Source organism: Prevotella sp. ICM33 (genome assembly GCF_000517825.1).
In the GTDB taxonomy this organism is placed as follows: domain Bacteria; phylum Bacteroidota; class Bacteroidia; order Bacteroidales; family Bacteroidaceae; genus Prevotella; species Prevotella melaninogenica.
Genome location: NZ_JACD01000082.1, coordinates 34783 through 57538 on the forward strand (window position 1 = coordinate 34783; position 22756 = coordinate 57538).

At 41.0% G+C, this 22756-nt stretch carries 18 protein-coding genes; 13 read left to right on the top strand and 5 right to left on the bottom strand.

The window, feature by feature from the left end:
- Positions 1-157: 157 nt before the first annotated feature.
- A complete protein-coding gene (locus HMPREF1505_RS10225; protein WP_036925131.1) occupies positions 158-1801 on the bottom strand; it encodes a diphosphate--fructose-6-phosphate 1-phosphotransferase in 1644 nt (547 codons plus the stop codon).
- Between the two features lie 201 nt (positions 1802-2002).
- Here HMPREF1505_RS10225 and HMPREF1505_RS10230 point away from each other — a divergent pair, with 201 nt between their 5' ends.
- From HMPREF1505_RS10230 to HMPREF1505_RS10260, 8 genes are all read left to right on the top strand, one after another.
- The gene (locus HMPREF1505_RS10230; RefSeq protein WP_004359493.1) at positions 2003-2275 is read left to right on the top strand and encodes a hypothetical protein; all 273 of its coding nucleotides are present in this window, start codon (positions 2003-2005) and stop codon (positions 2273-2275) included.
- The gene (locus HMPREF1505_RS10235; protein WP_036925133.1) at positions 2275-2835 is read left to right on the top strand and encodes a 1-acyl-sn-glycerol-3-phosphate acyltransferase; all 561 of its coding nucleotides are present in this window, start codon (positions 2275-2277) and stop codon (positions 2833-2835) included. The genes HMPREF1505_RS10230 and HMPREF1505_RS10235 overlap by 1 nt, the downstream gene beginning before the upstream one ends.
- A complete protein-coding gene (locus tag HMPREF1505_RS10240; RefSeq protein WP_036925134.1) occupies positions 2835-5423 on the top strand; it encodes a fibronectin type III domain-containing protein in 2589 nt (862 codons plus the stop codon). The genes HMPREF1505_RS10235 and HMPREF1505_RS10240 overlap by 1 nt, the downstream gene beginning before the upstream one ends.
- 38 nt (positions 5424-5461) lie before the next feature.
- Entirely contained in the window at positions 5462-5791 is a 330-nt protein-coding gene (locus tag HMPREF1505_RS10245) for a hypothetical protein (protein ID WP_036925135.1), read from the top strand.
- A gap of 85 nt (positions 5792-5876) precedes the next feature.
- Positions 5877-8006 (top strand): YgiQ family radical SAM protein, encoded by a 2130-nt coding sequence (locus HMPREF1505_RS10250; protein ID WP_036925136.1) that lies wholly within the window; start codon positions 5877-5879, stop codon positions 8004-8006.
- Positions 8007-8908: 902 nt separating this feature from the next.
- Positions 8909-10474 carry an acyl-CoA carboxylase subunit beta gene (locus tag HMPREF1505_RS10255; RefSeq protein WP_004359500.1) on the top strand — a complete coding sequence of 522 codons (1566 nt, stop codon included), beginning with the start codon at positions 8909-8911 and terminating at the stop codon, positions 10472-10474.
- A gap of 17 nt (positions 10475-10491) precedes the next feature.
- Positions 10492-10641 (top strand): hypothetical protein, encoded by a 150-nt coding sequence (locus tag HMPREF1505_RS13360; RefSeq protein ID WP_008822433.1) that lies wholly within the window; start codon positions 10492-10494, stop codon positions 10639-10641.
- A 9-nt stretch (positions 10642-10650) separates the two neighbouring features.
- Positions 10651-11079, top strand: a complete 429-nt coding sequence (locus HMPREF1505_RS10260) for a biotin/lipoyl-containing protein (protein WP_013265101.1) — start codon at positions 10651-10653, stop codon at positions 11077-11079.
- Between the two features lie 313 nt (positions 11080-11392).
- Here HMPREF1505_RS10260 and panD read toward each other — a convergent pair whose 3' ends face one another.
- Both panD and panC read right to left on the bottom strand, forming a co-directional pair.
- Entirely contained in the window at positions 11393-11737 is a 345-nt protein-coding gene (gene panD, locus HMPREF1505_RS10265; protein ID WP_036925137.1) for an aspartate 1-decarboxylase, read from the bottom strand.
- Positions 11738-11746: 9 nt separating this feature from the next.
- Complete coding sequence (panC, locus tag HMPREF1505_RS10270; protein ID WP_036925138.1) at positions 11747-12598, bottom strand: pantoate--beta-alanine ligase; 852 nt, start codon at positions 12596-12598, stop codon at positions 11747-11749.
- Between the two features lie 229 nt (positions 12599-12827).
- Between panC and HMPREF1505_RS10275 the strand changes: the two genes are divergently transcribed.
- From HMPREF1505_RS10275 to HMPREF1505_RS10290, 4 genes are all read left to right on the top strand, one after another.
- Positions 12828-13637, top strand: a complete 810-nt coding sequence (locus HMPREF1505_RS10275) for a glycogen/starch synthase (protein WP_004359504.1) — start codon at positions 12828-12830, stop codon at positions 13635-13637.
- A gap of 33 nt (positions 13638-13670) precedes the next feature.
- Positions 13671-15116 (top strand): DUF4270 domain-containing protein, encoded by a 1446-nt coding sequence (locus tag HMPREF1505_RS10280; protein WP_036925141.1) that lies wholly within the window; start codon positions 13671-13673, stop codon positions 15114-15116.
- Positions 15106-15237, top strand: a complete 132-nt coding sequence (locus HMPREF1505_RS10285) for a hypothetical protein (protein WP_004359506.1) — start codon at positions 15106-15108, stop codon at positions 15235-15237. The genes HMPREF1505_RS10280 and HMPREF1505_RS10285 overlap by 11 nt, the downstream gene beginning before the upstream one ends.
- Positions 15238-15378: 141 nt before the next feature.
- Positions 15379-17922 (top strand): ATP-dependent Clp protease ATP-binding subunit, encoded by a 2544-nt coding sequence (locus tag HMPREF1505_RS10290; protein ID WP_036925143.1) that lies wholly within the window; start codon positions 15379-15381, stop codon positions 17920-17922.
- 489 nt (positions 17923-18411) lie between these two features.
- On the opposite strand, the gene HMPREF1505_RS10295 is transcribed toward HMPREF1505_RS10290, so the two are convergent.
- A complete protein-coding gene (locus tag HMPREF1505_RS10295) occupies positions 18412-20157 on the bottom strand; it encodes a phospho-sugar mutase (RefSeq protein ID WP_036925145.1) in 1746 nt (581 codons plus the stop codon).
- A gap of 188 nt (positions 20158-20345) precedes the next feature.
- Between HMPREF1505_RS10295 and HMPREF1505_RS10300 the strand changes: the two genes are divergently transcribed.
- Positions 20346-20693 (top strand): DUF4491 family protein, encoded by a 348-nt coding sequence (locus tag HMPREF1505_RS10300; RefSeq protein WP_004359509.1) that lies wholly within the window; start codon positions 20346-20348, stop codon positions 20691-20693.
- 401 nt (positions 20694-21094) lie between these two features.
- Here HMPREF1505_RS10300 and HMPREF1505_RS10305 read toward each other — a convergent pair whose 3' ends face one another.
- The gene (locus HMPREF1505_RS10305) at positions 21095-22729 is read right to left on the bottom strand and encodes a DUF6850 family outer membrane beta-barrel protein (protein ID WP_036925157.1); all 1635 of its coding nucleotides are present in this window, start codon (positions 22727-22729) and stop codon (positions 21095-21097) included.
- Positions 22730-22756 lie beyond the last annotated feature (27 nt).

The following is a 22756-nucleotide window of genomic DNA, read 5'->3' on the forward strand; positions in this document are numbered from 1 at the left end:
GAATACTATAATAATAGATTGAATATCAAAGGGATAAATTAAAATATTTACCAACTACTCAAAGCATTAAAGGTCAGAAGAAAATAAGAAATTGTATAAAACAAAAGAAGAAACAGAGGATAAAGTTATCCCCCATCTCTTCTTTATGAATATACTATTACTTAGCCTGCTCTAATCCGAGAGTCTTAGTAGTCTGATCACATACTGAAGAAGGCCCCCAGTACTGGATAGGACCTGGATAAACATAGCATGTTTCCTTAGCCCACTTCTCACGCTGAGCAGCAAAAGTCTTGAATGGAGCACCATCAAGTTCAACGAGTGCCTTACGAATAACAGGCTTCATCTCACCATTACGTCTCTCCATGTTCATCATCATAGTGATTGGCACACCTCCTGCCTTCCACTGATCAGCAGGAGCTGTAGTGTTCTTAACGATAGCCATATAACCTGTCTTACCGTTAGCTATCAACTGAGCTGCTGATGAACCAAGTGCATAGCAGTAGTCTGCATCGAAGTTAGAAGGAGCTGCACAACGACCCTCGTAACCAAAGAAGTGGTGCAAAGGAGAAAACTTACCAGCATACTTACCTTCCTTCTTCCACTGATCAAGCTTAGCTGCAACCATCTCAGAGATGAGTTTCTCTGTCTCGATGAGAGATACCTGAACGTTTCCGTGTGGGTCACGGTCGAGAGAAAGCTGACGAGCAACGCCCTCTGGAAGTGTTTCAAATGTAGCCTTGTTCTCTGCAGAGAGGTGTTCAAGGATATACTTACGCTGTGCATCCTTGTCAAGGTTCAAATAATCAGCACCATGAGCAGCGAGCAAATCATTCAACTCCTGAATCAAACGACCGATAGCAGGAATAAACTCGATAAGACCTTCTGGAATCAAAACAACACCGAAGTTGTTACCCTGCTCTGCACGGTAAGCAACAACACCTGCGATATACTCAACGATATCATTCAAAGTCTGATCCTTAGATTCAATTTCCTCAGATACCAAGCAGATGTTTGGCTGAGTCTGCAAAGCACACTCAAGAGCGATGTGAGATGCAGAACGACCCATCAACTTGATGAAGTGCCAGTACTTACGAGCAGAGTTACAGTCACGCTCGATGTTACCGATAAGCTCAGAGTAAGTCTTTGTTGCTGTATCGAAACCGAAAGAAGTCTCAATCTGATCGTTCTTCAAGTCGCCATCGATAGTCTTAGGGCAACCAATAACCTGTACACCATACTGCTTAGCAGCATAGTATTCAGCCAATACACAAGCATTAGTATTAGAGTCGTCACCACCAATGATTACAACAGCCTTGATATCCAACTTACGAAGAATCTCAAGTCCCTTCTCAAACTGCTCTTCCTTCTCAAGCTTTGTTCTACCTGAACCAATCATATCGAAGCCACCAGTGTTGCGGTAAGCCTGAAGATTCTCAGCAGTAATCTCAATATAGTTGTGATCAACAAGACCACCAGGCCCCATAAGGAAACCATAAAGACGGTTCTCTGGGTTCAACTTCTTAACCTCATCGAAGAGACCAGAGATAACGTTGTGACCACCAGGAGCCTGACCACCTGAAAGGATAATACCAACGTTAATCTTAGCATTGTTAGCCGAATCAGCTGGAACAAACTCTACGAGAGGCATTCCGTACGTGTTAGGGAATAACTTCTTGATATCCTCTTGATTGTCAACACTCTGTGTAGGAGCACCTTCCTGCACCTTTACTGCACCCTGAAGAGCCTTAGGCAACTTTGGCTGATAGCCTGCTCTTTCCTTCTGCAATGCGCTAATTTCCATGTGTTTAATTTAAATGATTTGAATATAATGATTTATTTAATGTCTTTACTACTCTGCAAATTTACCTTTTTTATCCGATAAAAGAAAGGAAAAGACGCTAAATTAAAATTTTAACTCTATTTTTATGTAAGAAAGTCTTGCTTTTCTTTTTTTTTATTTATCTTTGAACGAAAATATATAATATAGCTATTTAGGATTAATATGAGCAACAAAAGAGATTTGAAACGCACCATCAATTACATTTGTGGTGATTTGTTTACAGAGGGCATCGCAGCATCTCTCTATGGTGAGAATCGTGATAATGACAATACTGAGGCTATCCTCACTTCTATTTTAGTAATGCACAGCAATTACATCAGACGCGTATCTCACGTTCAGCCGGGTATGCCTGCCAAAGTATATTTCAAAGACTTGAAGGACAAGTTTAGTAAAGAAGTCAATGAGATTGTTGATCAACTCAATAACCTTGCATAATGTTACAGGGTATATCAAAGTGGCTTCTTTATAGTTTTATGGGGTGGAAGAAGGATATTAGGTTTACATTACCTGACAAAGCTATTATTTGTCTTGCACCTCACACAAGTAATTATGATTTCCTAATTGGTCAGCTTTACGCAAGAGCTGAGCGACTGAAGAGCAACTTCCTTATGAAGAAGGAATGGTTTTTCTGGCCGCTTGGTCCTATCTTTCGCAAACTCGGAGGAATCCCTGTATGGCGTGATAAGAAGACAAGTATGACCGACCGATTAGCCGATTATGCTATAAAGCGTGACAAGTTCCAGCTTTGTATTACTCCCGAAGGAACCAGAAGTCTAAACCCTGAATGGAAAAAGGGCTTTTATTATATTGCACAGAAAGCCCAACTGCCTATCTACCTCTACGGGTTAGATTATGAAAGGAAGCTAATAGAGTGTTCAAAGGTTATAACACCATCGGGTGATTTGGAACAGGATATGAAGGAAATCAAATTGTATTTCAAAGACTTTAAGGGTAAACATCCAGAATTGTTTACGATAGGAGAATTAAACGGATAATGAAGATAAGATTGCTGTGTACAGCCCTTCTTGCAATGTCGTTTGCAAACACTTTTGCACAATCGAGTAAGTCAACATGGGGGAAGACTGATTATGAAGATGCACCATGGGTGAAGAATGTTTCTCGCCCTAATGAAATCACAGAGGGATTACAGAATAGACATCTTTCTGTATGGTCATCGCATGGAAGATATTACGATGCTAAGAAGGGTGGATGGAGATGGCAAAGACCAATTCTATTCGGTACTACTGAGGACCTATACACACAAACAATAGTTCTTCCTTATCTCATTCCTATGCTTGAGAACGCAGGAGCAATTGTCTTTACACCTCGTGAAAGAGACTGGCAGAAGAATGAAATTATAGTAGATAACGATAGTCGCACCAACTACAAGGAAGAGAGTATGAAGAAGAAGTGGGCGACCACTTCGGATAAAGGCTTCGCACAACATTATGGAAGTTATAATGATGGTGAGAATCCATTTACAGCTGGTACGGCTCGACAAGTAAAGGCAAGAAAGCGCAACAGTAAGATTAGCTCTGTTGTCTACCAACCTACTTTCCCTGAAACAGGACGCTATGCCGTATATGTAAGCTATCAGACACAGAAGAAGAGTGTGGAAGCGGCAGAGTATATTGTTTTTCATAAAGGACAAGAAACACATTTCCGAGTAAACCAACGTATGGGTGGTGGCACTTGGGTTTATCTTGGCACTTTTGAGTTTGACAAGGGAAACAGTATCAATAACTCTGTTGTACTGACTAATCATAGTTCGCATAGAGGTATTGTAACTACTGACGCAGTACGCTTTGGTGGTGGTATGGGTAACATTGTTCGTGGTGGAACAGTGAGTGGTTTACCTCGTTTCCTTGAAGGTGCAAGATACTCTGCACAATGGGCTGGTGCACCTTGGAATGTAGTCAGCAAGAGTAATGGCTCTAATGACTATAACGACGACATCAACTGCCGTTCCTTGATGACGAATTGGCTCGCTGGAGGTTCTTGTTATCTGCCTGAAAAGAAAGATGGTAAGAAAGTACCTATCGAACTTACGTTGGCTATACATAGCGATGCCGGAGTTAAAACTGATGATAGTTACGTAGGAACCTTGGGAATCTGTACTACGCAAGACGGTAATAAAACATTGGGAGATGGACTTTCACGTAAGGTTTCAAAGACCTTTGCAGAACAGTTGGTAGCCAACGTAAAGAAGGATTTGGACAATGCTTTCCACATCAATTGGACAACTCGTTCAGTGTGGGATCGCAACTATAGCGAAACGCGATTACCTGAAGTTCCCTCTGCTATCCTTGAGACGCTCTCTCATCAAAACTTCCCCGACATTAAATTAGGTCAAGATCCTAACTTCAAATTCACCTTTGCACGTTCCGTATATAAGACTGTCTTGAAATATGAAGCTAACATGCACGGTAAGACTTATACTGTTCAACCACTTGCACCAAATAACTTCAAGATAGAATATGTATCAGCAAACAAGGTGAGATTGCAATGGAGACCAACTACGGATACCAGTGAACCTACCGCAACCCCTACTTCCTATAACGTGTATGTTGCGATGGGAACAAGAGGTTTTGACAATGGTATGAACGTTCGCAATCCTTATTTTGACATAGAATTGCTACCTGGTGTAGTCTACAACTTTAAGGTAACGGCTTGTAACCGTGGTGGTGAGAGTTTCCCAACAGAAGTTCTTTCAGCCTTACGCAATGAAGGTGCAACTCAGACAATTCTCATTGTCAATGCTTTCAGTCGCCTTTCTTCTCCTGCTGTTGTTAATACAAGCACCGAGCAGGGCTTCGACCTTGAAGCAGATCCAGGTCTTAGCTATGGTCCTGTAGCTGGATGGGCAGGAAGACAAGCCAACTTCAACAAGGCAATGATGGGCAAAGAAGGTCCAAGTGCCTTAGGTTATGGTGGCGAAGAACTCGTAGGTAAGGTTATTGCTAGTAATGACTTCAACTATGTCAAAGACCATGCAGAGGCATTACGCCATGCAGGAAAATACAATGTCGTCAGCTGTAACAGTAAGGCTGTAGAGTATGGTGAGGTGAACCTTTCCAAGTATGCAATGGTTGACTTACTCCTTGGCAATGAGAAGGATGACGGGCATAGCTTGTATTATTACAAGACTTTTAAGCTTGCACTTCGTCAACAGTTGACGAAGTATCTGAATAATCGTGGCAAACTCTTTGTCAGTGGTTCTTATCTTGCATCCGATATGCAGGGTGTTGATGAGCAAGATTGGTTGAAAAACAACCTCAAGATTACTTTTGATGGAGCAAACTATGACAATTATAACTCTATCGTAAGTGGTATGGGAATGTCATTCGATGTTTATCGTACTATCAACGAGCAGCATTACGGTGCTTATACACCAGACTATATTCTTCCTGTTGACAATGCTTTCAGTACCTTAACTTATGCAGATGGCAAAACTGCAGCTGTGGCATATAAAGGAACTGACAACAGTGTTTTCACACTATCCTTCCCATTCGAGTGCATCAAGGATGCACCTACGCGTAACAGTATCATGAAGGGTATTGTCAACTTCTTAATGAAGAAATAACAACAAAGAAATTGGAATAATCTAAAAGCGTAAAGACTATGTATAAAATTCAAGCAAACGCTTCGGGAACACGAAGCATTGAGATTACAGACAGCCATCTTGAGACAATAAAGAAATATTCACTTCTCTCTGGACTGGTTGATTCCAATGGTATTATTGACGAGGATATCCTCGACAAACTGAAATTCAATGTTCGTGGACTTCTCGAGTCTGAACCTGGTAAAGATAAAGACTTGTTAGACTTATGTCTTGATGTTATTTATAATCAAAACATGAAAGCTATCGGACTTAAAAATCTTGTTACACTCTTCAAAGAGTGGGTCTTAACACACCAAAACGCTGAAGAAGAGAACAGTGAAGTCCTTTAATCATAAAGAAGGAATAATAGTAAAGTTCAATTTCTTGAAAACAAGTAACAGACTTAAAAAGAAATTCATTTAAAAACAAAAACATTTGAGTTCACAAAAAGAAAACAGAAGACCTGCAAAGCAGCATAAAAAGACAACACCTACACAGCGACAAGATAGGGAGGCTGCTGTTAAGAATGAAGCAAAAACCACAAGACCTTCAAGATTTCAGTTGACAGACTTCCTCCCTACCACAAAGAAGGAGGTAGAACTCCGTGGGTGGGATCAGTTAGACATTATCCTCTTTTCGGGTGATGCCTATATAGACCATCCTGCTTTTGGTGCTGCTGTCATTGGTAGAACACTTGAGGCAGCTGGCTATAAGGTGGCTATCGTTCCACAACCTGACTGGCATGGCGACTTCCGAGACTTCAAAAAATTAGGCCGTCCACGTCTCTACTTTGGTATCTCACCCGGCGCAATGGACTCGATGGTGAACAAATACACTGCCAATCGTCGTCTACGCTCAGACGATGCTTATTCACCTGATGGCAGACCCAACCTGCGTCCAGAATATCCAAGCATTGTTTACTCTAATATCCTTAGACAGCTCTATCCCGATGTTCCTATTGTCTTAGGCGGCATCGAGGCTTCATTGCGCCGTCTTACTCATTACGACTATTGGAAAGATTGTGTTCGCAAGTCCATTCTCTGCGATGCACGTGCCGACATGATTATCTATGGTATGGGTGAAAAACAGGTGGTTAGCATAGCACAAGAGTTGGAAAATGGTGCTAACATTAAAGATTTGAAGCATATTCCACAGACCGTATATCTTTGTAAAGAATCAGAGATTCCTGACGGAATAAAAGAGAGTGATATTGTACTTCATTCCCACGAGTCTTGCTTACACAACAAAAAATATCAAGCAGAAAACTTCAAACATATAGAAGAAGAGTCAAACAAGAAGCACGCACAACGCATTCTGCAGGCTGTTGACAACGTTTATGCCGTTGTTAATCCACCCTATCCTACCATGACAACAGAGGAGGTAGATGCAGCCTACGACCTACCATATACACGTGAACCACATCCGAAGTATCGCGGTAAGACTATCCCTGCCTATGAGATGATTAAGCACAGTGTGAACATTCATCGCGGATGCTTTGGTGGCTGTTCATTCTGTACCATTTCCGCTCATCAGGGTAAGTTTATTAGCTGTCGCTCGAAAGAGAGTATCTTAAAGGAAGTAAAGCAGGTTATACAGATGCCCGACTTCAAAGGTTATCTCTCCGACCTCGGTGGACCATCAGCTAATATGTATGGTATGGCAGGTAAGAACCAGAAGGCTTGCGAGCATTGCAAACGTCCAAGCTGCGTCAATCCTGAGATTTGTCCTAATCTCGAAACCGACCACACCAAACTGCTTGAAATCTATCATGCAGTCGATGAACTACCAGGAATCAAGAAGAGTTTTATCGGTTCTGGTGTACGTTATGACCTACTTCTGCACAAGAGTAAGGACGAGAAGAGTAATGAGGCTGCCAGACAATATACTCGTGAGTTGATAACACGACATGTGAGTGGACGATTGAAGGTTGCACCAGAGCATACTTCAGACCGCGTTCTAAATCTGATGCGTAAACCTTCGTTCCAACAATTCTATGCTTTCAAGAAGATTTTTGACCGTATCAACCGTGAGGAGAATATGCGACAGCAGATTATTCCTTACTTCATATCTTCTCATCCTGGATGCCAGGAAGAGGATATGGCTGAGTTGGCGGTACTAACAAAAGACCTTGATTTTCACTTGGAGCAGGTGCAGGACTTCACCCCTACCCCAATGACTGTTTCTACAGAGGCATGGTACACGGGATATGATCCTTACACTCTCGAACCCATCTTCTCAGCAAAGACACCAAAGGAGAAACTTGCACAGCGTCAATTCTTCTTCTGGTATAAGCCTGAAGCACGACGAGATATTGAGCGAGAGCTTCACCGCATTGGACGTAGTGACTTGATTGCTAAGCTCTATGACAATGTTCCGAAGCGACACCCACGTGCGGTTTATGACCCTAAGGCAATTGGAAGTACACCCGACATTCCAAACAAAAAACGAAAGGGACGGGAGGAAAAGCCAACAGAGAATCGTAGGAAATCTGCTAAGCAAAATGGTAAACAGCCAAAGAGTTTCAATCCAAACTTTTCTGGTAACCATCGTCGCAGACAAAAATAAAGTTATAAAAAAGGGGGTATGTCAAAATGCAAATTAATAAATTGACAACTTTCAATCTATAAGTAGGATTCTTCTAAAGGCAAAGAAAAGACCATTTCTTTACTCCAAATCGAGTATAGAAATGGTCATTTTTTATTGGATTGTTTCAAACTGTAAGATTATCAAAATGATATTTGCATTTTGACACACCCTCTTTTTTTAATCATTAAGGAGATGATAGGGTTTAAAATACGGAATAATCTTATTTCAGAGGATACCCTACAAAAAAAAGATAACATCCAAATTAATTCATAAAACGAATTTTATAATATTGAAATATTATGACAAAAATAAGAGGAAAAAGCCCATAATTTTATCAAAACATATACTTTCAAAGTGCTTTAATAACTTACTAATGCACAACGAGTTACAAAAATGGTTTTTAATAGATGCTTAATTGGACTTCATAAGGGCGTTAGTAAGACCCCTAAAGGGCACCTTTTGCAAGTCAATTGGGCGTCTTTTAGAAGCCAAAAGAGCATCTTTCATTTTTCAATGTTTGATTTTTTATTACAAAGTAGCAAAAAAGTAATGTATTACTTGCATTTGAACATCCTACTAAATAATTTATTCTTTATCACGATTTATCATTATCATAAGAGTTTGTAACACATAATTCTTGATTATTAAAACCAAGCTTTTCCCACAAACCAAAGTTATCAGATAGAAATAGAAGTCATTAAACCTAAAACCTTAACAATATTTAAAGAGGTGAAGATAACTATCTCCACCTTTTTTAGTAATTTTGCATTTGATTCTGTAATAAGAGCCTTTTTGCTCCTACAAAATAAATTGGCAGGAAGAAACAGATGATTAAAAAATAATTTATTAAGAAGCTATAAATAAGAAAATAAATTCAAATTATGAGTAAGCAAACAGAAAAGATCAAGGCACTCGTGGAGAAGCGCGAGTTAGCACGCTTAGGTGGTGGCCAGAAGGCCATCGACAAGCAGCATGAGCGCGGAAAGTATACTGCACGTGAGCGTATTGAAATGCTGGTTGACAAAGGCAGCTTTGAGGAATACGATATGTTCAAACTCCATCGTTGTCATAACTTCGGTATGGAGAAGAAGCAGTACCTCGGTGATGGTGTTGTTGCTGGTTCAGCAACTATCGACGGTCGTCTCGTCTACCTCTATGCACAGGACTTCACCGTAAATGGTGGTTCGCTTTCTGAAACAATGGCTCAGAAGATCTGCAAGGTAATGGATATGGCTATGACCAACGGTGCACCAGTCATCTGTATGAACGACTCTGGTGGCGCACGTATCCAAGAGGGTATCTCTGCTTTGGCAGGTTACGGCGAAATCTTCGAGCGTAATATCCTCGCTTCTGGTGTTATCCCACAGATCTCGAGCATCCTTGGTCCATGTGCCGGTGGTGCAGTTTACTCTCCAGCATTGACAGACTTCATCATCATGAAGGAGCAAACAAGTTACATGTTCCTAACTGGTCCTAAGGTTGTAAAGACCGTAACTGGTGAAGATATCGACGCAGAGCACCTTGGTGGTGCAAGCGTTCACGCTTCAAAGAGTGGTGTAACAAGCTTCACAGCTAAGACTGAGGAAGAGGCAATGGACCTTATCAAGAAGCTCCTTTCTTACATTCCTTCAAACAACCGCGAGGAAGCACCACGTGTAGAGTGCACTGACCCTATCGACCGTAAGGAAGACCTCTTGAACGAGATTATCCCAGACGATCCAAACCAGGCATACGATATGTACAAGGTAATTCAGGCTGTAACTGACAACGGAGAATTCTTCGAGGTTCAGCCAAAGTTTGCTAAGAACATCATCACTGGTTTCGCTCGTTTCAATGGTCAGAGTGTTGGTATCGTAGCTAACCAGCCATCAGCCTACGCAGGAGTATTAGACACTAACGCAAGCCGTAAGGGTGCGCGCTTCGTTCGTTTCTGCGATGCTTTCAATATTCCAATCGTTTCACTTGTTGACGTACCAGGTTTCCTCCCAGGTACTGGTCAGGAGTATAACGCTGTAATTCTTCACGGTGCACAGTTGCTCTATGCTTACGGTGAGGCTACAGTTCCAAAGATTACTATCACATTGCGTAAGAGCTATGGTGGTTCACACATCGTTATGGGTTGTAAGCAGCTCCGTTCTGATCTCAACTTTGCATGGCCAAGCGCAGAGATTGCCGTTATGGGTGCATCTGGTGCTGTTGCCGTTCTCTGTGGTAGAGAAGCTAAGGAAGTTAAGGAGCAGGGTGGCGATGTTAAGCAGTTCCTCGCAGAAAAGGAAGAGGAGTACTCAGAGAAGTTTGCTAATCCATATCAGGCTGCTCAGTTCGGCTACATCGATGATGTTATCGAACCACGCAACACTCGTTTCCGTATCTGCCGTGGCTTGGCTCAGTTGGCTCATAAGAAGCAAGACTTACCAGCTAAGAAACATGGCTGTATGCCAATGTAATAAGGAGGCACGCGACTATGGATAAGAACGTATATGCAGCTATTGCAATGGCACTCTATGAGTTTGCCGGAAACAATGTTCACGATAACGAACCAGGCTTTATCACTATTCTGCCAAAGCAAACAATGTGGGATGCTAAGTTCGAGATAATGACAAAGAAACCATAATAGACAACAATGAAAGAATTCAAATATACTATCGACGGCAAGGAATATAAAGTCGAGATTGGTGAGATTAATGCCGAGAATGTTGCAGAAGTATCTGTCAACGGAGAGCAGTATGCAGTACAGATGGAACAGCCTGCTGAGCCAGAGAAGAAGAAGGTTGAGCTTGGTAAGCCAGCTGCTGCTGAGGCAAGTGAGGAGGCTACTCCTGCTGTTGCTATCAACAGTTCTGCAGCTGTTAAGGCTCCACTTCCTGGAACCATCACATCTGTTGAGGTGACTGTTGGTCAGGAGGTAAAGGCTGGCGATACTGTTGTTGTCCTCGAGGCTATGAAGATGCAGAACAACATCGAAGCTGAGAAGGATGGCAAGGTAACTGCTATTGCTGTAAAGGTCGGTCAGGCTGTGCTTGAGGATGACCCATTGGTTGTTATTGAATAATTCTGCTATCAGTTGACATTCGTCACTGATGCTATTATCATTTTCTTAAGAGGGTGTGTCATTACGGCATACCCTCGCTTTTTTGATAATAGTACATCAAAATATAGGAAATAAAAAAACACACAATCACATTTCTTTCTCCAAGCAGGAAAGAGGATTATCTATTATTAAGTTACACCTTATTAATAAATAACTTCCTTACCTTACTTTGAAAGAAGAAATGTGATTGTGTGCTTATAACAGTAAGGACGCTACGTCCTACACTTACAAAGTCAAAGGGTTTATCCTCTAACTGATACCCTTTTTTATCTGCTTATAACATGTTGCCTTCCTTAGGAAAAACAATTGAAGGCTTGAAGATTTTTGCCTCTTCAAAATCCATCAATGCATAAGAGATTATAATTACCTCATCCCCTACTACAACCTTGCGAGCTGCTGCACCATTTAAACAAATACAGCCAGAGCCTCTTTCTCCCTTAATAATATAAGTTTCAAAGCGTTCACCATTGTTGTTATTCACAATTTGAACCTTCTCACCTGCTATCATATTAGCAGCATCCAACAAGTCTTCATCAATAGTAATACTACCCATATAATGAAGATTTGCCTCTGTGACAGTAGCACAGTGCAACTTACTTTTTAATACTTCTATCTGCATCTTTTCTTATTATCCTCTGTATTTTATGTGGTCAATAAGTCGGATAGGCGTATGGCCACAATAAACAGTAATACAACCTACGACATACGCTTCCCATGTATTTACTTCAAGAAGCGTGTTGCCATCTACAATCTCAAAATATTCTACCTCAAGTCCATCTACTGCATTGATATCAGCAATAACTTTCTCACGTATTTCTGCAACTGTATGGGTCTTAGAGAACGCTACACTTTGACTTAACGCCTCATATATTTTCGGTGCTACAGCACGCTCATCGGCTGTCAATAACATGTTGCGTGAACTCATAGCCAGACCGTCTGCATCACGTATAATTGGACACTCTACTATCGTTATTTCATCCTTCATGCCAATGAAGTCAACAAGACGTTTGATAACAGCTATCTGCTGCCAATCTTTCTCACCGAAATAGGCTCTATTCGGATGAACAATATAAAATAATCTGCTGACAACTTGGCAAACACCATTGAAATGACCAGGGCGCTTTGCACCCTCCATCACTGTTGATTGTGGTGAAAACTCGTATTGACGATTATCTGGTTTGGGGTAGACTTCTTCAACAGATGGCGCAAAGACATAGTCTGCTCCACAAGCTTCAATAAGCTTACAATCAGCCTCTAATGTACGAGGATAACGTTCTAAATCTCCCTTATCATTAAACTGGGTAGGATTAAGAAAAACAGAAACAACTGTTATATCATTCTCCTTGACGCTTTGTTTCACAAGTGACGCATGACCATCATGCAACGCACCCATCGTAGGAACTAATCCAATAGTTTTGTTTTCCTTGCGACAAGAGAAAAGTTCGTTCTGAAGTTCAACAATCTTTTGGATAACTTTCATCAGTCTCTAAAATTAAAATCGATGCAAAGTAACAACAAAATAATTAAATAGACGAGATTTTAATTAAATAATCTCAACATGCCCTACTTTTTATTTGTTTTCAGCCGAAAGCGGGAGTTGTCTCATTTTTTTTTCGTACCTTTGCAGAAGATAAGCTGCGCCCAGAAAAGTCTAACATTCTATGCGTTTGCTTGCAGTAATTGCAGAAACAAAAATTCTAACATAAAGAATGGGAAAAAAAGTATTATTTGTTAATCAAGAAATCATGCCATATGTGCCTGAGACAGAGATGTCTTTCTATGGCTCAGAAATGCCACACATCATGCAAGAAGCTGGATTTGAGATCCGTACATTCATGCCAAGATGGGGAAATATAAACGAACGTAGAGGGCAGTTACACGAGGTTATTCGCCTTTCAGGTATGAACTTGATTATAGACGATACAGACCATCCATTGATTATCAAGGTGGCAAGTATTCCGCAGACACGTATACAGGTTTATTTCATTGATAATGAAGATTATTTCCAAAAACGTCCTGCCATGACAAAGGACGAATTGGGTAACGACTATCCTGACAACGGCGAGCGTGCTATCTTCTTTGCAAGAGGCGTATTGGAGACAGTAAAGAAGCTAAGATGGGCTCCTGATGTGATTCATTGTCAGGGTTGGATGTCTTCTGTTATCCCATTCTATGTAAAGACTGCTTACAAAGATGAGCCACAGTTTGCCAATTCAAAAGTTGTGACTTCACTCTTTGCAGAACAGCCACAAGACAGCTTGGGTACTAACTTTAAGCATTGTCTTGAGTTCCGTGAGGCAAAGGCTAAGTATTTGAAGAACTATGGTGATGACTTCGATTTCATGGAGTTAGGTAAACTGGCTATCGACTATTCTGATGGTGTCATTGGTACCAGTGACAAAGCTCACGCTGATCTTATCAACTATGCTAAGACTCACGATAAGCAGCTTTTGGAACATGCAATCGATGATGCTGAACTAAAGGAGAAGTATTCAGAATTTTATAATAAATTGTTCTGATACACTTAGATTCATACAATTAAGACATTCTAAATGAGAAGGAAATTCATTGCAGCTTGTATACTTGCAGCTTGTATCGGAATGGTATCATGTGATGATACTACAGATACCCTTGGAGGCTCACTTATCGACAATGGCGACAAACTTTCTATAAAGGCAGACACCTTCAGCGTAGCTTCTGAAACAATGGTCGCTGGCAGTGTTATAGCACGTTCATCAACCGGATATTTGGGCAGAATGGTTGACCCTGAGACAAATACAACTGTTACAGGTAATCTGATGTCTCAGTTTCATGTGCTTAGTAATTTTGAGTTGCCAGCAAAGGACTCTATCATGAGTCGCGATGCAAACAATGAGATTATTGCTGATTCATGCGATATAAGACTGTATTATAGCACCTACTACGGCGATTCTCTGAGCCAAATGAAGCTGACAGCATACGAACTTTCAAAGCCTGTTGAGGAAGGAGTAACCTACTACTCTAACTTCGATCCAGAAGCACAAGGCTATATTCGTCCAGCCACACAGGGTGGCATAGCTGAGAAACGTTCATTCACTCTAACAGACTACACGGAATCTGATAGCATCCGAAATGGAAGAAATTATAACCGTAACATCATTGTTCGCCTAAACAAACAATATAAGGATAAGAGTGGTGTTACATATAACAACTACGGAACTTACCTGCTTCGCAAGTATCAGCAGAACCCTGCTGCATTCCGTAATCCTTATCGTTTCTTGCATGAGATATGTCCTGGATTCTACTTCAAGGTTGATGGTGGCTCTGGTTCAATGGCACATATACAGATTGCACAGTTGAATATCTACTTCAAGAACAAGCAGAATGGTAAGGTATCAGAGATATCAACCAACTTTGTAAGTACTGAAGAGGTCCTTCAGTTGACAAACTTCTCTAACGACAACACAAAGTTACAGCAGTTAGCAAGTGAGTCTGGTCATACTTATCTTAAGACTCCAGCAGGCTTGTTCACAAAGTTAACGCTCCCTGTATCTGACATTATGGCAGGACATACAAACGATTCTATCAACTCGGCTAAGGTTGTACTCTACCGAGAAAACAATAGTACAACATCCGATTATCAGTTTGGAATACCACAGAATGTCGTTATGGTAGCTGCAGATAGTCTACAGTCGTTCTTTGCGAACAACCGTCTACCTGACAACAAGACTTCGTTCTTGGCAAGTTACAACAAGACAACGAACAGCTATGTGTTCAACAATATCTCGGGAATTATCAACCTCTTCTCACGCAATACATCAATGCCTGCATGGGGTAAGGTTGTAATCGTACCAGTTGAATTACAGACTGTAACACAAGGTTCAGGTAGCACTCAGAAAACGATCATTACTAAGGTTTCCCACGACATGGGCCTCTCAAGCACAAAGTTATTGGGTAACACATCGACTGGAAAGAATATTCAGATTTCGATAATATACGGTAAGTTCAATGGCAGATAACTTCTTGGAACGTCATCGTGAGGAATATGAGCAGCGCAAGGCGGCTTGGCTTCGCAAGAAAAAGCACTTGGGTCGACAACCCAAAGCAAAACTTCAGAAGCCTGACGACGAGGCACTGTAATAGAATATAAAATGTAGAATCGGACTTACAACACCCATGTATGTCCGATTCTTTGTTTTTGGCACACCTTTTGTTTATATAGTCCTACTAATACAGGACATATTGTTCACAGATACAAGTAAAGAAAAGAAAGGTTAGGATATGATGAATCAATTCTCCCCAAAGGTTTCTGAAATACTTTCATTCAGCAGAGAGGAAGCAGAACGACTGACAAGTGCGTCGGTTGCTCCTGAGCATATCATGCTCGCCATTCTGAGAGAGAAGTCAGGACCAGTATGGGAACTATTCAACCAATGGAAGGTTGATATAGATAATATAAAGAAAGAAATAGAAAGAATACTTCAGGAGGAAACAATTGCCCCAAGCGCTTCAGTGCCTGATATGCTTTTGAACGAGCAGGCAAATAACATATTGAAATTAGCTGTACTTGAGGCACGTATACAACATGCACAGACTGTGGATATCCTTCATCTCTTCCTTGCAATATTGCATGATTCTTCTAATAATGGTGCTAAGAAGGTAATGGAAGAGAATGGATTCAATTATAACAACGCTATATCGATGTTACAACAACGCGCAAACCAACCAAAGAATGGTATAGGAATGGCTGACGAGGAAGAAATGGATGATGATATGATGTCATCTTCATCATCTGAAGGCAGCAATAATGCCAAGACAACACAGGCTCCACGTACAAAATCAAAGACACCAGTACTCGATAGTTTCGGTACTGATCTTACTCAAGCTGCTACCGAGGGAAAACTCGACCCAGTTGTAGGCAGAGAGAAAGAGATTATGCGTGTCAGTGAGATTCTTGGTAGAAGAAAGAAGAATAATCCTATTCTCATTGGTGAACCAGGTGTTGGTAAGAGTGCTATTGTTGAGGGCTTGGCACAACTTATTGTGAAGCATCTCACCTCTCCAATTCTCTTTAACAAACGTGTCATCACACTTGACTTGACAGCTGTCGTGGCTGGAACAAAGTATCGTGGTCAATTTGAGGAGCGTATCCGTGCATTGATTAAGGAAATCGAACAGAATCCAGACATTATCGTCTTTATTGACGAGATTCACACACTCATCGGAGCAGGTTCTTCACCAGGTTCAATGGATGCTGCTAATATCCTCAAACCAGCCTTGGCAAGAGGTACTATACAGTGTATTGGTGCAACAACACTTGACGAATATCGCAAGTCTATCGAGAAAGACGGTGCCTTAGAACGTCGTTTCCAAAAGGTACAGGTTGAGCCAACAACAATTGAAGAGACATTACAGATTCTTGAGAATATCAAAGATCGCTACGAAGCACATCATCATGTAAGTTATACAGAGGATGCGCTGAAGGCTTGTGTGAAGTATGCTGACAGATATATCACTGATAGATTCTTTCCTGATAAGGCAATAGACATCATCGACGAAGCAGGTTCACGTATCCACCTGCAACATGTAAAGGTGCCACAGGCTATTCTCGATATTCAGAAAGACATTGAAATAGCGCAAGAGAAGAAGCAAGCTGCAGTAAAGAATCAGAACTTTGAGTTGGCTGCAAGTTTCCGTGATAAGCAGACTGAATTAGAAAAGACACTCAAAGAGGAGCAGGAGAAATGGCAGAAAGGTGATACCGAAGATAAGGTTGAAATCAATGAAGAAGCCATTGCTGATGTTGTCTCTATGATGACAGGCGTACCAGTACAGCGCATGCAGGAGGCAGAAGGTATCCGATTGAAGAATATGGATGCTGAACTCAAGCAGGTTGTTATCGCACAGGACGCAGCTATCGACAAGATGGTAAAGGCTATTCAGCGTAACCGCGTTGGTTTGAAAGACCCTAACCACCCTATCGGTGCGTTTATGTTCTTAGGTCCTACGGGTGTGGGTAAGACTTATCTTGCCAAGAGACTTGCTGAGATGATGTTTGGTTCTGCCAATGCTTTGATACGCATTGATATGAGCGAATATACAGAAAGCTTCAACACCTCACGCCTTGTTGGTGCGCCTCCGGGTTATGTTGGCTATGATGAAGGTGGACAGTTGACTGAGAAAGTGCGCCGCCATCCCTACTCTATTGTCTTACTTGATGAGATAGAGAAGGCACATGGTAACGTATTCAACATGCTTTTGCAGGTACTCGATGAAGGTCGATTGACAGATGGCAATGGTCGATTGATAGACTTCCGCAATACGGTGATTATTATGACATCAAATGCGGGTACACGTCAGCTGAAGGAATTCGGGCAAGGTGTCGGCTTTAAGGCTGCTAACTTGAATGGCCTTTCACAGAGTGAAGGCGACAAGGAGCGTGCACGTGCTATCATTCAGAAAAGTCTTAGCAAGCAGTTCGCACCAGAGTTTCTCAATCGTTTGGACGAGATTATTACCTTCGACCAACTCGACCTCGAAGCTATCAAGAAGATTATCAACATCGAACTCAAGGGTTTGTTCAAGCGTGTGCACGAATTGGGCTACGAAATGGAGATAACAGATGAAGCTAAGGAGTTTGTTGCAAGCAAGGGATATGATGTGCAATTTGGTGCGCGTCCATTGAAGCGTGCTATCCAAAATCATATCGAGGACGGACTGAGCGAACTGATTCTCTCTGGCGAAATCAAGGCTGGTGACACTATCAAAGTTTCTAAAGAAAAAGATAGTGAGAAACTAAAGTTTGATATTGTATCGGCTGAATAAAATCCAAGGGAAGGAATAATCACCTCCTATCCTTACCAAATTTGTAATATAAAAGTCATCTTTAAAGAATGAATTGATGCTTAGTTGCATTCCAATTAAGCCTTAATTGACGTTCAAAAGATGCTTAATTGAAGCCTTAAAGGTGCTTAGTTAGCGTCTAACTAAGCACCTTTTCTTATGCTATCTTACAACACACTGATTAACTGAAAGTTACAAACACGGTTAAAAAGGCTCTTTATTAGGAAAAAATATGTAGAATGGCTAACTTTTTTGTAATGATATTTTTAACCCTTAACGATAACCTAACAACTTAAAATATCAAACAACGTAGCCCACTAAAAGAGACTGAAAGCTACCCAAAGATTTAAATATAAGAAGGGCATAGAACAATAAAAACAGGAATTTCCACAAATAAAACTTTATAGAAACTCCTGCTTTAATTATAATATCAAGCCTTCACAAATATTATCGAAGGCTAAAAATAGACAATTACAACCCCAAGCTCTTCTTGATAGCCTCAATCTTTACAGCTGCACGCTGCTCGCAAGCAGGGAAGTCAGAAGCAGAGTTCATTGTATCCTTTATCTCAAGATAGAACTTAATCTTTGGCTCAGTACCTGATGGACGTACACTAACTTTAGTACCATCTGTGCAGAACCACTGGAGAACATTGCTTGTATCAGGCATATCCATCTTCTCCTTAGAACCGTCAGCCTTTGTAATCTCAAGACTCTGGAAGTCCTTATAAACATCAATTACACTACCGCCAAGCTCCTTAGGAGGATTAGAACGGAAGTTCTTCATCATCTGCTGAATCTCGTCAGCACCGCTCTTACCAGGACGCTCAACATTGATTGTGTACTCATGACTGTAACCATACTCCATATAGATATCCATAAGAATGTCATACAAAGTCTTACCATGATCCTTTGCGTATGCACAAATCTCAGCCAACAAAGCACAAGCACTTACAGCATCCTTATCGCGTACGAAGTCTTCTGCAAGGAAACCGTAGCTTTCCTCACCACCACCGATATACTGCTGCTTACCCTCAGAGAGTGCAATCTCACGTGCAATCCACTTGAAACCAGTGTAGCAATCACGCATCTCAACGTGCTGTTTCTCTGCAATCTTACGGATAACCTCTGTTGTAACAATAGTCTTTACGATAAAGTCTGTTGGCTTCATCTTGCCCACAGCCTGACGATTTGTAATGATATACCACAAGAAAATAAGACAGGTTTGGTTACCATTAATCAGTACCCACTCACCATCGCTGTTCTTACAAGCCATACCTACACGGTCAGCATCTGGGTCAGAAGCCATCAAAATATCAGCATCGAGAGCCTTTGCATCACGCAAGCCAAGTGTCAAAGCCTCTGCTATCTCTGGGTTTGGACGGTCAACAGTTGGGAAGTTACCATCTTTAACCATCTGCTCCTTCACACAATGAACATTGTCAAAGCCCCAAGAAGCCAATGCACGTGGAATCATTACACGACCAGCACCATGCAGAGGAGTATAGACAATCTTAAGATCATGCTGATTCTTGATTACCTGTGGGTCAATGCTGATAGTCTTTACCTGCTCCAGATAAACCTTATCAACATCCTCGCCGATAATCTGAATCAACGCCTTATTGCCTTCGAACTTAACATCCTCAACCTTAACCTTGTTTACTTCGTCGATAATACCCTTGTCATGTGGTGCAAGTACCTGTGCACCATCATCCCAATAAGCCTTATAACCATTGTACTCACGTGGGTTATGACTTGCAGTAATATTCACACCTGCCTGTGCCTTCAAATGGCGAATAGCAAAAGAACACTCTGGAGTAGGACGAAGATCGTCGAAAAGATAAACCTTTATGCCATTAGCAGAGAAGATATTAGCAACGGTTTCAGCAAAGAGACGAGAATTATTACGACAGTCGTGGCAAACAACTACACTAATCTGCTCCTTATCCTTGAAGTTAATCTTCAGATAATTAGCAAAGCCTTGAGTTGCCATACCGACGGTATAGATATTCATACGATTAGAGCCTGCGCCCATAATACCACGAAGTCCACCAGTACCAAACTCTAAATCTTTATAAAAAGACTCAATAAGGTCAGCCTTATCGTCATTGTTAATCATAGCCTCAACGGCAGAACGAGTTTCTTCATCAAAAGCAGGAGACAGCCACTGTCTTGCTTTCTCTTCGCATTGTGCGATGAGTGTTTGGTTATTGCTCATAATTTAAGTATTTTCTTATTTACAACTTGTATTTGCAAATGTAATCAATAATTCTGAGAAAGACACTTGCAAATAGAGTTTTTTTTGTATTTTTGCAGCTATATAAACCGAGATTTTGCTAAGAATAATACGTTCTATAGCATATTTCTCAACATAAGAATTATATTTAATCTTGTAACTTTACATAAATGGATTTAAATTTTGAAGGTATACTCCTCGCAGTATGTACGTTTTTAATCATTGGACTTTGTCATCCACTCGTTATAAAAACAGAGTATTATTTCGGTACAAAACCATGGTGGCTATGGCTCATAGCGGGTATTGCTTGCTGTGTAGCAGCCTTGTTTGTACAAAGTATCTTTTGGTCTGCTCTACTCGGTGTCCTTGGAGCTTCATTCCTTTGGGGAATTGGTGAGCTCATCTCGCAGGAGAAGCGTGTCTTAAAAGGATGGTTCCCTATGAATCCTAAACGTAAGGAGCACTACGAAAAACTTAGCAAAGACGAGTCTATATGCCCTTGTAAGCATAAGAAATAAAGACTATCAACTCTTCTTTTATCATCGTGCTAACGCCCCGCACATATAGTGCGGAGGCTTAACACCAATGGCGCTAACGGCTTATTACCTTACAATAGCTTGTCAAGATGATAGCATCTTATGATTCAAATATTGTTTAGGCATTATAAGTCAGTCTCAAAAAAACAAGAGGGTGTGTCAAAATGCAAATATCATTTTAATTATCTTACAGTTTGAAATAATGCAATAAAAAATGACCATTTCTATACTCGATTTTGAGTAAAGAAATGGTCTTTTCTTTGCCTTTAGTAGAATCCTACTTATAGATTGAAAGTTGTCAAGTTATTAATTTGCATTTTGACACACCCTCTTGTTATAATGTATCATTTGAATCAGGAAGTGTGCTTCCCCAGATTATAATATCAGTTAAACAAACCTACACTAAAACCAACATTGTAAAGGTTTGGATGTCCAGTAGTATTGGCGGAAGTAAAGTCTCCAAAGGCTTTCACAAACCACATAGCACGCGATTTCTTTATAGTCAGTGGGAACTGATACATCACCTGTAAACTTCCATGAAGGAGATTAGCATCATAATAAGGTAAGTCTTTCAGTAAGACACGCTCTGCGAGAATGGAAGTATTATCTGCTAATTTAAGGTCAGCACGTGTAGAAAGACTATAACCGAGAGTTACATCTGCCGTAAGACGTTGCTTAAACAGCGAGATACCATTCTCTAATTGAAAGTTCACACGGCTGTAATCAGACGATGATAGCGGCAAAAGATGACGATTGCTTGCCTTATGTGTATCAATTAAAAAGCCTGTATAGCCTTTAATAGAAGATGTCAAGTATCGACTTCCTGCTATTGAAGTAGTGTTAATGAAGTTAGCACGATAGCGGAAAGCGAAGTCGAACGTACGAACCTGATAGCGTTTGCGGAACTCTAATTGCTTCTCATAGGTATAAGAAGTCGTTCCAATCTGTGGATCATTCTTGATGATCAACTGCTGACGATACTCATCTGCATAGCTTTGTTGCCAATCCAGACGGAGATCAGCTTGATGTAAGATTGTACCCGTGTACAAACGATTTTGTGATTGAGCATTGTATCGATAAGTAAAGTATCTGCCCGGCTCATATTTATAAGTACCATAAGCATACTCTTCACCACGACTTATACCAAAACTGTTCAATGTATGAAAGCGTGCTGAACGGTATCCATAATCAAATTCTGTCCCTAATTGGTGATTCACCCATTCACGATTAAAACTTGAATATCCACCGATTGTACCAGTTGCATTCTCCATACCAGAGAGAAGGTAATAGGTCAACGTAGCATCACTCTGCACTGTTACCAACGGACCCATCTTCTCTTTACGACGATCATAGTAACCCGACAAGCCGAGTGTATGGTTTCCCATCGTGTAAGAGACAGCTGGTGTCAGTCGATAATCAAGCAGTTGCGAACGTGAACGTGGGTCGCGAAGACGAGAAAGGTCACCCAACTGATAGTTTAGTTGTAGACCAAAACGCCAACCAGAGAAGTCTGTCGTACCCACTGCAGCCGTCATATCGAGGTTCTGATGATCATAACTTCCAGCAATAGCACTACCTGATTGATAGGGATTAGCATTGTAAGGGCGATACTGGTCAGCAAAAGCACGATCCTTTGTACGACCAAGATTAAAATCTACCTTACCATAGCTGTACAGGTATTTACCTATTTTCTGATAACGTTCCGTAAAGAACTGAAGATTATTCATTGCTCCTCCTTCCTGCACACGATGATAGTCACCACCACGATGACTGAATCCTACGGATGCAAATCCTCTGTTTGAGGAATCATCAAGAGATAGTCCTGAAGCGTTGTTTGTGTTATGCCAGAGTTGTGTAAGACTTGCAAAGCGATATTCAGCCTCAACCATAAGAGAGTCAGAAGGCGTCTGTGCCATTGTAGGGAGCGTGAATAGCAATAAGTAAAGCCTTCCCCAGCCTCTTTGCAGTGAGGATTGTGCAAGCTTAGATAAGCCTAAAACTATATGTGAAGTATTCATAAACTGATCGTTAATATAAGTAATGAT